At 60.0% G+C, this 12,816-nt stretch carries 10 protein-coding genes; 3 read left to right on the top strand and 7 right to left on the bottom strand.

The features are described 5' to 3' along the window. Window positions 1–147: 147 nt before the first annotated feature. The 7 genes from PREDE_RS07860 to PREDE_RS07830 form a co-directional block, all read right to left on the bottom strand. Window positions 148–1,137: an AMP-binding protein gene (locus PREDE_RS07860; RefSeq protein WP_005846276.1), complete on the bottom strand. Its 990-nt coding sequence runs from the start codon at window positions 1,135–1,137 to the stop codon at window positions 148–150. Next, window positions 1,116–2,147: an o-succinylbenzoate synthase gene (locus tag PREDE_RS07855; protein WP_005846274.1), complete on the bottom strand. Its 1,032-nt coding sequence runs from the start codon at window positions 2,145–2,147 to the stop codon at window positions 1,116–1,118. The genes PREDE_RS07860 and PREDE_RS07855 overlap by 22 nt, the downstream gene beginning before the upstream one ends. A gap of 90 nt (window positions 2,148–2,237) precedes the next feature. Beyond that, complete coding sequence (locus PREDE_RS07850) at window positions 2,238–2,657, bottom strand: GxxExxY protein (RefSeq protein ID WP_015310344.1); 420 nt, start codon at window positions 2,655–2,657, stop codon at window positions 2,238–2,240. Window positions 2,658–2,795: 138 nt separating this feature from the next. Next, complete coding sequence (gene menB / locus PREDE_RS07845; protein WP_005846270.1) at window positions 2,796–3,620, bottom strand: 1,4-dihydroxy-2-naphthoyl-CoA synthase; 825 nt, start codon at window positions 3,618–3,620, stop codon at window positions 2,796–2,798. Then, entirely contained in the window at window positions 3,596–5,260 is a 1,665-nt protein-coding gene (gene menD / locus PREDE_RS07840; protein ID WP_005846268.1) for a 2-succinyl-5-enolpyruvyl-6-hydroxy-3-cyclohexene-1-carboxylic-acid synthase, read from the bottom strand. Before menD ends, menB begins: the two co-directional genes overlap by 25 nt. Before the next feature lie 46 nt (window positions 5,261–5,306). After that, on the bottom strand, window positions 5,307–6,383 hold the full coding sequence (locus PREDE_RS07835) for an isochorismate synthase (protein WP_005846266.1): 1,077 nt from the start codon (window positions 6,381–6,383) through the stop codon (window positions 5,307–5,309). Window positions 6,384–6,395: 12 nt separating this feature from the next. After that, window positions 6,396–6,842, bottom strand: a complete 447-nt coding sequence (locus PREDE_RS07830; protein ID WP_005846264.1) for a PaaI family thioesterase — start codon at window positions 6,840–6,842, stop codon at window positions 6,396–6,398. A gap of 239 nt (window positions 6,843–7,081) precedes the next feature. Between PREDE_RS07830 and PREDE_RS07825 the strand changes: the two genes are divergently transcribed. The 3 genes from PREDE_RS07825 (at window position 7,082) to PREDE_RS07815 (ending at window position 12,550) form a co-directional block, all read left to right on the top strand. Continuing rightward, a complete protein-coding gene (locus PREDE_RS07825) occupies window positions 7,082–8,590 on the top strand; it encodes a glycoside hydrolase family 28 protein (protein WP_005846262.1) in 1,509 nt (502 codons plus the stop codon). A 99-nt stretch (window positions 8,591–8,689) separates the two neighbouring features. Further along, window positions 8,690–10,972, top strand: a complete 2,283-nt coding sequence (locus PREDE_RS07820; RefSeq protein WP_174264891.1) for an alpha-N-acetylglucosaminidase — start codon at window positions 8,690–8,692, stop codon at window positions 10,970–10,972. Between the two features lie 417 nt (window positions 10,973–11,389). Further along, a complete protein-coding gene (locus PREDE_RS07815) occupies window positions 11,390–12,550 on the top strand; it encodes an acyltransferase family protein (RefSeq protein WP_005846257.1) in 1,161 nt (386 codons plus the stop codon). Window positions 12,551–12,816 lie beyond the last annotated feature (266 nt).

The following is a 12,816-nucleotide window of genomic DNA, read 5'->3' as shown; positions in this document are numbered from 1 at the left end:
TTATTGATTCAGAATTTAAAATTCAAAATTGGCCCTGCGGCATGGAGCCAAATAGGAGCTCAAAATGCAAAATTGGCCCTGCGGCGAGGACGCGATTCTGAATTTATCACTTAAAATGAGCCCTGCGGCGAGGATTCGCCGCAGGGCTCATGGGTTTTGCAAGGCCAGCTTTTCGGCCTCGGCGCGGGCGGGTTTTCCGTTGGTTGTCAGGGGAATATGGTCGGTGTGGACATATTTGCGGGGCACCCAGTACTGGGGCAGGGCATTCGTACAAAGCTCTGCCACCTCGGCCATGTCGGTGGCCTCGGTGAGCAGCACCACCTTTTCGCCATACTTTGCAGACGGGGCTTTCGTAATGAGGAAAGGCTTGGCGAGAAACGGCCTCAAGGCCTTCTCCACCTCTTCTATCTGTATCTTGATGCCGCCGGACACGATGACGTTGTCCTTGCGACCCAATATGCGGAAGCCCTTGCCGGGCAACAGCTCCACGCGGTCGTGGGTAACGAGGCGCCCATCGTGCACCAAAGGCGCGTCGATGACGAGGCAGCCGTCGGCATCCTGACCGAGCTGCACGCCATGAAAAGGCGTGTACCACTCGCTGGCCTTTGGGCCGGAGAGGCGGCGCAGGGCGATGTGCGAGAGGGTTTCGGTCATGCCATAGGTGCTCCACACGGCGTTGGGGAAGCGGCGCAAACGGCGGGCCAGACCGTCGTCAACGGCCCCGCCACCGATGATGAGTTGTCTCACGCTGCGCAGCCAAGCCTCCTCGGCAGGCACTTGCAGTGTGTTGTAGACCTGCAATGGCACCATGGCGGCAAAGCTGATGGCCCCGGGACGACGCTGTTCGACCGACAGCGCGGCGGCCGGGTGGCCGGTGGGGGGCACGCATACCAGCCTCATGCCCCGCTCCAGACTGCGCACCACCATCATCTTGGCCCCGATATAGTCCAGATTCATGCAGAGCAAGGCAGTGTCGGCCGCCGTCAGTCCGAGAAAGTCGCAGGTGATACGGGCCGAGTTGAGCATCCTCTGCTTCTCCACCCACAGCGGTTTTGGTGTGCCCGTGGAGCCGCTGGTGTGCACCAGCAACCGGTCGCCGGGAGCGTTCCATTCGGTCAGGAATTCTTCAAGAACCATAGTTTGTCTCCTCGTATTTGCAGGGGCATGTCGATGTTGTCGGTATAGAGCATTCCCGTGCCCAGCCCCTGCGGCATGAGAATATAGGGCCCATAGACCTCGGCACAGAGGTGGGCCACGGCATTGAGCCCCACGTTGCTTTCCAGAGCCGACGTAATCCACGAGCCGATGCCCCGCTCGCGGGCCAGCCTTATCCACTCGCGACAACCTGCCATGCCGCCGTGCAGGCTCGGCTTCAACACGATGTAGGCTGGGCGAAGCTCGTCGAGCAGCCGCGTCTTTTCTCCCGGATCGTTCACGCCTATCAGCTCCTCGTCGAGGGCAATGGGCAGCGGCGACACGCGGCAGAGCCGGGCCATCTCGGGCCACTGACGCGGGCGGATAGGCTGTTCGATGGAGTGAATGCCGTATTGGGCCAGCGCATCCAGTCGCTCCGAGGCGTTGTCGGGGGAGAATCCGCCGTTGGCATCCACCCGCAACTCTATCTGTTCGCGGGTGTAACGGCTGCGAATATGACGGATGAGCTCCAGTTCGCGCTGCCAGTCGATGGCCCCAATCTTCAGCTTTACACAGCGGAATCCGGCGGCCAGCTTCTCCTCCATGCGCGCGCTCATCTGCTCGAAGGTGCCCATCCAAACGAGTCCGTTGATGACGATGCCCTCTTCGCCACGGGCAAAGGGCGTGTCGAAGAGGGCCGGCGAACCGTGGGCACGAAGCTGTGCCATCGCCGTTTCTAGTCCGAAGAGCACCGACGGATAGGGCCGCAGACAGTCGTAGGGAATCTCGCCTGTCCGCTCCACGTTGCGGCATGCCTCGCGCAACAGGGCCTCATAACGCGCCCGGGGCATCGCGTCGCAACTCAGGTCGGGCAGCACCGAGCACTCGCCCACCCCCTGCACGCCGTCCTGTTCCAGCGTGACGTAGTAGGAATGGTGCGTGGTGTACACCCCCCTGCTCGTGCCTGCCGGCTGCTTAAAGTGCAGCAAACGGTCAAAATAATTTGCTTTCATCCGACAAAAGAACAGAGATTAAAGACATAATAACATAATAACAAAACTTTAATCGTAGGTGCAACTTCAAAGCAACGGTATAGCAAAAACTCAGAATTGCTTAGTGTAGAGTCGGTATTTTCGCCTGTATTCCAGCTTCTCTGAACCGAAATTAATGAGTAATCCATCATCTATGCCCGTGGCCGTCAAGTAATTGACAAGCTGTATTTCATGGGCAACAGACAAGGATTGAACAGCCTTCAGCTCAAGAACCAGCCGTTCCTCGACGATAATGTCTGCCTTAAAGTTACCTACAACCACATGGTCATAGTACACTCGGATAGGCCGTTCGGTCTCATAAGCAATGTGATTCCTACGCAATTTCACAACCATTGCATTCTTATAGACGCTTTCCAAATACCCTGGCCCCAACTGTCTACGGATATTTTTGGACATGTCCATCATCTTACAAATCAAATTATCTATATCTGTCGGATGGTCATGAGGCGTACATATCTTTGACTCTACCACTATTTTTTGTTATTATGTTACTATGTCTTGTTATTGTGTTACTATGTCTTGTTATTGTGTTACTATGTCTTTAACGACCCGCTCCCGACTTTCACATCACGTTGCCATGTTGCGATGTCTGCCCGCAGGTATTCCGTCTTAGGGGAACTGCGGGTATTTGTCGAAGTTGGGCTTGCGTTTCTCCAGGAAAGCACGGCCTCCCTCCTGGGCCTCGTCCAAGGTATAGTAGAGCATGGTGGCGTCTCCGGCGAGCTCCTGAATACCGGCTTGCCCGTCGAGTTCGGCATTGAAGCCGGCCTTCATCATGCGCAAGGCGAGAGGAGAACGCTCCATCATAGTCTCGGCCCACGCCACACACTCATCCTCCAACTGGTCGGCGGGCACCACTTTGTTCACCAATCCCATCTGTTCGGCCTCGTGGGCGGAATACTGACGGCAGAGAAACCAGATTTCGCGGGCCTTTTTCTGACCCACGATGCGGGCCAGATAGCTTGCTCCCAGACCGGCGTCGAAGCTGCCAACCTTGGGTCCGGTCTGGCCGAAGACGGCGTTTTCGGAGGCCACGGAAAGGTCGCACACCACGTGCAAAACGTGGCCGCCGCCGATGGCGTAGCCGTTGACCATGGCGATGACAGGCTTGGGAAGCCGCCGGATTTGCATCTGCACGTCGAGCACATTCAGTCTGGGCACGCCGTCGCCGCCGATATATCCGCCACGCCCCTTGACGTGCATGTCGCCGCCCGAACAGAAAGCCTTGTCGCCGGCACCGGTAAGAATGACCACACGAATGTCGAGACAGTCGCGGCAATAGGTGAAAGCCTGCCCCATTTCCATGACTGTAAGCGGTGTGAAAGCATTGCGGTAACGTGGCCGGTTGATGGTGATTTTGGCAATGTGATGATACGATTCAAACAGGATTTCCTTGAAGTCGAATCCTGCTATGGGTTTCCAGTCTCTTTCCATATCTTGATATTTTGAATGTAATTCTGGTAAATGCGGGCGTCTTCACGCCCGTCGGTCTGCACCTCCAGCAGGATGGGGCGGTCTGAACGGGCGACGGTCAGCACCTCCAGCAGCCGGTTGAGGGATGCCGTATTGTCGGCACAATAATACGCAATGCCGTTTTCTCGGCAGATGCCCTCGGCCGTAGTGCGGTGGCTGGCCGCCACATAACGGTCGCAAGCAGGCGACCGATCCAGTCCGTCGAGCTGGTAGAAGATGCCGCCGCAACCGTTGTTGAGCAGCAGTATGCGCAGGTTGCCGCGCAGGTTTCGGTTCCAAAGGGCGTTCTGATCGTAGAAGAAACTCAGGTCGCCAATGACGCAATAGACGTGTTTGTCAGTCGCGAGCGAGTAGCCGGCAGCCGTGGAGAGCGACCCCTCAATGCCGTTCACGCCACGATTGCAATGGATATAATGCCACGAGAAGATGCAACCCAGACGCACGGCCATGCTGTTGGCATAGTGCGTTTCGGAGCCTGGGGCGTCGCGTTCGGTCAGTTCTTCAAGCCGCTTCACGGCGAGCATCTGCGAATAATCGGGCTCGAACACCGCACGGTAGCGGGCCGCCCGCAGCTGCACGGCCGCCCAGAGGTCGCGAAATGTCGTCATGGAGGCTGTGCCCAACTGTTGCAACACGTTGCGCGGTTCTGCTGCAATCACTCCTGTAAGATTCATCAACACATCGTGTATCTCGCCGTCGGGGCAGACCGTCCAGCACTCCGCCCCACGGGCACGACGCAGGAATCGGCGGGCCTGTTTGCTCACCAACGTGTCGCCGACATAGAGTATAAAGTCGGGCAGGTAGCGGTCGTCGCCGTCGATGAGTGCCATAGTCTCGTCGAGTCCTGCGGCTGTTCGGCCAGCGATGCTCAGCCGTTCCTGCAACACCACATAGCCCAAGGCGTGCAGACGCCCGCCAAGCGACTGAGGAAAGGCCCCGCGCCGCAACTGCCCCACAACAATCATGGGGCGGCGTGCATGCTCAAAACGGGCCAGCATGTCGCGGTTCACCACTGTCGGTTCGGTGGGCAACCCATGGATAACACGCTCGCGGGGCAGCCGCTCCACGGTGTAGTCGAAGAGCGGTTCGCCGATGGGCACGTTGATATGAACCGGGCCGCCGCCACCCCGACGGGCAGCCAACAAGGCCTCATTGACGAGCCGGTTGCAGTACCATCGCTCCTCGTCATCGTGGGGTTCGACCAAGTTCACGGCCTTGCGGACGAGTCCTCCCAAGGCTCCGGGCTGGGGAAGCGTCTGCCCGTCCAGCTGATCGATCCACTGTGCCGGCCGATCGGCCGACACCACGACGAGCGGCAGATGCTGGTAACAGGCCTCGGCCACGGCAGGAGCAACGTTGAGCAGGGCCGACCCCGACGTGACACACACCACCACCGGCTCGCCCAAGGCCTGGCAAATGCCCAGTGCATAGAAGCCCGCCGACCGCTCGTCGGTGACAGGATAGCACGTCAGCTCCGGGCAAACGGCCAGATTATGGACGACGGGCGAGTTGCGGCTGCCGGGACAAACCACGGCATGGCGCACGCCATGGCCCAGTAGCAGGGCCGTGAGTATATTCACATGGTCTTTGCTTGAATACATGGACGTTCTGTCTTGAGATGGACTAACAATGGAGAAAAGGGCGACGTCACAACAGACGCAGCATGGTTTGCAGCTTGTTCTGGGTTTCCAACCACTCGCTTTCTTCCCGACTTTCGGGGAGCAGTCCGCCGCCGGCATAGAGCCGGCAGCCGTCGGGCTGTATCTCCATGCAGCGCAACGACACATAGAGATGGGTGTCGCCGTGAGGCTGGAGCGGCCCGCAGAAACCGCTGTAATACTTCCTTTCAACAGACTCCTGCCCAAGAATGAAGCGGCGGGCCTCCTCCTTGGGGATGCCGCAGACGGCGGGCGTGGGGTGCAGGGCCGAGAGCAGACGGCCCAGATGCGCCGTGTCGGACAGTGAAAAATGGAAATCAGTGCGCAGGTGCAGCAGGTGGGCGGCTTGCGTGGTGTAGGGGCCCGTGCTTGAAACCTGCCGTGCAAAGCCATCCAACACCTCTTTTATATAAGAGGACACACACTGTTGCTCGCTCACGTTCTTGGCCGACCATGCCACGTCGGCCGGCCGATGGCCCCCGGCATTCATCGTTCCGGCCAGGGCCATGGTGCGCCAATCGTCTCCGTTGCCACTGAGCAACACCTCGGGTGTGGCCACCAACCACGTGCCGGCGTGCCGCAGGGAGACCAGCGCAATGAACTGATGGGGGTACAGGCGACAGGCTTTCCAGAAGAGTTGCTCGGCCCGAACGTTCGCGCCCTTCACCGTAGCGCGGCGCGACAACACCAGTTTGGCAAAGCGGCCGGCCACGATTTCATGGTGAAATCTGACGAAGTCGCGATGATAAACCTGCCGTTCTGCCGTATCAGCTCCGCCCTCTACCTGCAATTCCGGCCAAAGACGGTCTCCATCGCAGGGCGTGGACGGGACAGCTTCGCCCGTTGGCGGCCCGTCAGTGGGTAGCTCTTCCACCACGTCGGGGTGCATGAGCAGGATGGGGCAATCGGCCGATGGCTCAAAGGGTGCCATGACCCAGCCCGACCGTCCGTCCAAATCGGCCACCGTTTTCAGCTGTTCCGGCTCTCCGTCGGCTTGTGCCATGAAGATACAGCGGTTGGTCTCGGGCAGTCGCCAGTAGGCATAATTGACTAAATTTCTTCTCACCTCACGTCTGCATTACTCGTCCGCCGGTTGCTGGTCGAACGGCGTTCCTTTCTTGGGCGTCACCACATAGTTGGTCACGTGCACGGTAGAAATCAGTTCGTGAGCAGAGTTTTTGATGTCCACCTGCCACTCGTGGAGGGTGCGTCCCTTGAACTGCAGCCGGCCGTAAGCCGTCACCGTGTCGCCCTCGAGCACGGCACGCACGTGGTTTCCGCTCACGCTGATGCCCACGCATATCTTGTTGGGACAGAGGGCCATGGAGCCCACGCCGGCCAAATTCTCGGCCAAAGCCAGCGAAGCACCGCCCGAGAGAAATCCGAACGGCTGCCGGTTGCGCCTGTCTACACGCATGCGCGCCATGCAGGTATCGGGCTCGGGCGTGGAGATGAACTCCATGCCGAGCGTGTTGGACAGTCCGTCCTGATGCTCGACGCTTGCTTTTTGATATTCTATGTTCATGTTATCGTTCCCTGTATAACATGGGCAAAGATACAGATTATCATTGAAAATCGTCACGGATTGGCCGAAAATATTGGCGATGAAACGGCAAAGCCAACGAAAAGAATGGGCAAAAACATGAAAAAGCAAGCCGCAAAACTTGTGTTTCTCGGCGAAACGCCTTATATTTGCCGCGTCAAATCGAGACTTTCCCCACCAGGCGGGCAGTCGGATCCAAGCCGAACCTAACACTCTCCACCATGCGCATCAAAGCCCTGACCACCCTTGCCGCCGCGCTCTGTCTGCTGGTTCAGACCGCTGCGGCACGCGACTACGCAGCCGAAAAGTACCATATCGTAGGCGATGGAACCACCATGAACACCGCGGCCATCCAGCAACTCGTCGACCGGGTGAGCCGGGAGGGCGGCGGACGCATCGTCTTTGGCCACGGTCGCTACCTCACGGGATCCTTCCACATGCGCTCCAACGTGGAGGTTCACGTGGAGCGAGGAGCCACCATTCTGGGCAGCACCTCACCCTTCGACTACTTCAACGTCACTGCGCATTCGGGCAGCGAGACCGACCGAATGGACAATGCACACCTGGGTCTCTTCGTCTCCCACCGCGCCCGCAACATCAGTTTCACGGGCGAGGGCACAATAGACGGGCAGGGACTGGCCCTTGCCCTCGCGGCCGACAGCCTGCACCACGCCGGTGCCTACGTCGACGCCCACTACAACACACGGCGCATGCGCCCCAGCGAACTCGTGCGCCCCACCCTCTTCTATCTGGCCGAAACCGACGGCATACGCATTGAACAGCTGCATTTGCGCAACAGCTCCAACTGGGGCCTCTCGTTCAACATGAGCCGAAACATCACCATTCGCGGCATCGACCTCCACAACCGCGCCTACTGGAACAACGACGGCATCGACCTGACCGACTGCCAACGCGTCACCGTGACCGGCTGCTGCATCAACAGTGCCGACGACGGCATCTGCCTGAAATCGTACAATCCCGACAGCGGCAACGACAGCATCGACGTGAGCCACTGCGAAATACGCAGCTCGGCCAGTGCCATTAAGTTCGGTACGGGCTCCTACGGCGGCTTCCGTCACGTCAGCATCCGCCACATTCGCGTGCTCGACACGTTCCGCTCGGCCATTGCCATCGAGAGTGTCGACGGAGCCATCATCGAACACGTGAGCGTGGAAGACGTAGTGGCCACCAATACAGGCAACCCCATTTTCATCCGTCTGGGGCAGCGTGCTGGCCAGCGGCCGGGGGCCATTCGCCACATCAGGCTCAAGGACATCTTCGTGCAGGTGCCTTTCGGACGGCCCGATGCCGACTACGACCTGCGTGGCCCGGAGGTCGACTTCTTCCACAACGCCATGCCTTCGCCCATCTGCGGCATCCCGGGCAACTGCATCGAGGATGTCGAGCTGGAGAACATTCGCATCGTCTGCCCCGGTCGCGCCACCAAGGGCATGGCCTATCTGCCGCTCTGGCGGCTCGACAGTGTGCCCGAGCGCATCAAGGATTACCCGGAGTTTACCATGTTCGGCGAGTTGCCTTCATGGGGATTTTACGTGCGCCACGTGCGGGGACTGAGCCTGAAAAACGTGGGGCTCTCGCTGGCCGACGCCGACTTTCGCCCGGCCATGGTCTTCGACGACGCGCAGGATGTACGGCTCGAAGACATCCGACTGCCCCGTGACGGCGCCACCCGGCAGATTGTCTACCACAACTGCGGAGCGCAGGAATAAACCACAGAAACACGGTGCAAAATCCGCATAAAAGCGGTGCAAACGCAGGGAAAAGCCGAGTTTTTTCATTATCTTTGCCGTCAATCAACCCTCAAGACAATGAAACGACTCCTGCTTTTCCTTTGCTGTTGCTGTGCCCTTTTGGCACAGGCCAACCCCGTGGATCGGCTCATCGGCCGCATTGCCCCCGGCTCGGCCGGCAAGTTCAAGACCGTGCTGCAACCCTCCGACCGCGACTTCTTTGAACTTTCACAGGCCGGCGACAAGGTGTACATCAAGGGCAACACCTGGGTGAATATCGCTTCGGGCCTGAACTGGTACCTGAAATACCATGCCGGCATCCACCTCTCGTGGAACAATATGACCGCCGAGCTGCCCGCCCGACTGCCCTGCATAGCCAGGCCCGTGCGCCGGGAGACCGACCTTGCCGAGCGTTACGACTTCAATTACTGCACCTTTTCTTACTCCATGGTCTTTTGGAACTGGGACCGCTGGCAGCAGGAGATTGACTGGATGGCCCTGCACGGCGTGAACATGCCGCTGGCCATCGTGGGCGAAGAAGTGGTTTGGCGCAACATGTTGCTTAGGCTGGGCTACACCCGCGACGAGGTGAACCGCTTCATTGCGGGCCCTGCCTTTCTGGCCTGGTGGGCCATGAACAACCTCGAGGGCTGGGGCGGACCGCTGCCCGACTCGTGGTACAGGCAGCAGGAAGCCCTGCAAAAACGCATACTCCAACGCGAGCGCGAACTTGGCATGGAGCCGGTATTGCCCGGCTATTGCGGCATGATGCCCCACGATGCCAAGCAGAAACTGGGACTCGACGTGACGCCCGGCGGCACATGGAACGGCTATGTTCGCCCGGCCAACCTCAGTGCCACCGACCCGCGTTTCGACGAGATTGCCGACCTGTACTACCGCGAGCAGACACGCCTCTACGGCAAGTCGCACTACTATTCCATGGATCCTTTCCACGAGACGAGCGACGACGTTTACATCGACTACGCCCAGGCGGGCCGCAAGCTCATGGCGGCCATGAAGCGCGAGAACCCCAAAGCCAACTGGGTGATTCAGGGATGGACCGAGAATCCACGCCCCGCCATGACTGACGGACTGCCCGCAGGCAGCCTCACCGTGCTCGATCTCTTCTCCGAATGTCGCCCCATGTTCGGTGCGCCCTCCATCTGGAAACGCGCCGAGGGCTACGGGCAACACGACTGGCTCTTCTGCATGCTCGAGAACTTTGGGGGCAACGTGGGGCTGCACGGCCGCATGGACCAGCTCATTGGCAACTTCCGTCTGGCCACGTCGCCGCAGTCGCCGCTGCAGCAGGCCCGCCGACACCTGCGCGGCATAGGCTTCACCATGGAGGGCTCGGAGAACAATCCCATCATGTTCGAGCTGATGAGCGAACTGCCCTGGCGCACGGACGAGGTGGCCCAGGCCGCCGATGCGCGCACTTTCCGCACGGAGTGGGTGCGCGGATATGTCAAGGCACGCTATGGAACCGACGACCCGCACGCCCAGCAGGCATGGCAGTTGCTGGCCGAAACCATCTACAACTGTCCTGCGGGCAACAACCAGCAGGGGCCCCATGAGAGCATCTTCGACGGGCGGCCCTCGCTCAACAACTTTCAGGTAAAGAGTTGGTCGAAGATGCGCAACTACTACGAGCCTTCGGCTACACTCGAAGCAGCCCGACTGATGGCGGCCGCGGCCGACCGCCTCAAGGGCAACAACAACTATGAATACGACCTTGTGGACATCGTGCGCCAGGCCATCGACGACCAGGCGCGGCAGGTCTACCTGCACGCCATAGCCGATTACAACGGCTTCGACCGCCGGGCATTCTCGCGGGATTCGGCCCGGTTCCTCGGACTCCTGCTCATGCAGGACCGGCTGTTGGGCACCCGCCGGGAGTTCCGTCTGGGCCGTTGGACCGAGGCGGCACGCAGTCTGGGCACCACGCCCGCGGAGAAAGACCTCTACGAATGGAACGCCCGCGTGCAGATTACCACGTGGGGCAACCGCGCGTGTGCCGACCAGGGCGGCCTGCGCGACTATGCCCACAAGGAGTGGCAGGGGCTGCTCGCCGACTTCTACTACATGCGTTGGCACACCTATCTCGACGCGCTCTCCCGACAGATGGCCCGCAACGCCCTGCCCGACCCCGACGCACTGGGTGGCGGACCCAACGCCACGAAGACCTCATCGGAGCTCTTTGCCCTCGCCATGCCGGCCGGCCCGCAGATCGACTGGTATGCCTTGGAGGAGCCCTGGACTCTCCGACACAACACCTACTCGCCCCAACCCGTGGGCTCGCCCATAGACATGGCCCACGAAGCCCTGCACATGCTCGACGATATTCAGGCTGCGCGGTGAGGTTTAAAGACATAGCAACATGGTTTAAAGACATAGTAACATAATAACAGATGGCTGCGCAATAAGAATAAAGCCACAGGCTTCGACGATGGTTTGCTCTTCAATTTCGGCCGTCTGGACGGTCTTAACATTAATCGTAAGCACCGAATTTACAGCCCCTCCACGCCTTTTCATTAAACAAAACAAGAACTTGCTCCCTCCAAACCACCGTGCCAGCTCCATGTTATTATGTTACTCTGTCTTTAACCTCACCGCGCCAGCCCCATGTTATTATGTTACTCTGTCTTTAACCCCACCGCGCAGCCATATGTAAAATATGTTGTTATGTCTAAAACCACATGTTGTTATGTCTAAAACCACATGTTGTTATGTCCAAAACCACCACACAACCCCATGTCCAACCCAACCATAACCCGTATGTCCTCCCAGCGTCTCATCAGTCTTGACGTGCTTCGTGGGCTTACCGTGATGCTCATGATTTTTGTCAACAACGGGGCGGGCGAGCAGATTTTCGCCCAGCTCCAGCACTCCCGATGGAACGGAATGACCCTCTGCGACCTGGTCTTCCCTTTCTTTCTCTTCATCATGGGCGTGTCCACCTACCTCAGTCTGCGGAAGACGCAGTTCGTCTGGTCAGCCCGTCTGGGCCGCAAAATAGCGCGCCGCACGCTGCTGCTCTTCGTCATCGGCCTGGCCATCAACTGGTTCGACATGGCTTGCAGCGGTCGTCCGTTCGACCTGTCGCACCTGCGCATCATGGGCGTGATGCAGCGCATAGCCCTCTGCTACGGAGCCACGGCCCTGATCGCCGTAGGCTGCCAGCGGTGGCTGCATGACTTTCGGGCCATGCCCGCCATCATCGCCGCGCTGCTGGGCGCCTACGGCGCCTTGCTGCTCATGGGCCAAGGCTATGCCTACGATGCCGCCATCAACCTGCTGTCGCGTGTGGACCAGGCAGTGCTGGGCCATGCCCATCTCTACCACAAGTCGCCCGTGGACCCCGAAGGGCTGGTCTCTACCCTCGCTGCCGTGGCCCACACCCTCGCGGGTTTCTACGTGGCCCACTGGGCCCTGGGCCCCGGGCGCGACGGCGCGGGCCCTGCCGCCCGGCGGTCGATGATGCGCTTCGCGGCGGCCGGAACTGTGCTTGCAGTGGTCGGTCTGGCCCTCTCCCCCCTGCTGCCGCTCAACAAGCGCGTGTGGAGCCCCTCATACGTCTGCCTCAGCTGCGGCCTCGCCGCCCTGCTGCAGGCCCTGCTCATCCTGCTCGTCGACCTGTGGCGTCGGCCCGCACCCCACACCGCGGCCACACCCACGGGCACCCTCCGGCCCCGGCAGGGCACCGCGGTGAGCCTTACTCTCATCTTCGGCACCAACCCGTTGTTCCTCTATGTGGCCAGCGAGGCCATCGCCATTGTCCTGGGAGCCACAGGCATCAAGGCCGCCGCATACGACGGCATTCACGCCATCGTGGCCAATGGCTACTGGGCCAGCGCGGCCTACGCCGCCCTTTTCGTGGCGGTGCACGCCCTGATGGGGTACCCTCTCTGGCGGCGGCACATCTACATCAAGCTGTAGCCCGGCAGCCATGGCCCCGCCACGGCCGTGCGAAAAGGCCGCAAACGCGACGCGACGACACCGTAAAGGCCCTGCGATTACGCCGTAACCACGTTGCGATGACGGCGCAATCGCAAGGCGATGATGCCGCCATGGCCGTGCCGCCACCATGAAACCGTACATCCCCCGTACCTCCGCCGTGCAAAGGCAAGCGTGCGGGGGACTGTCCGTCATGTCTGGATGGCCATGCCGGCGGGTGATGGCGGCGCGTGGTGCAGAGCGTGGCC

This window comes from Prevotella dentalis DSM 3688 (assembly GCF_000242335.1).
Taxonomy (GTDB): Bacteria; Bacteroidota; Bacteroidia; order Bacteroidales; family Bacteroidaceae; genus Prevotella; species Prevotella seregens.
Note: the sequence above shows the minus strand (reverse complement) of the source record. Positions and strands in the feature narration are given on the sequence as shown.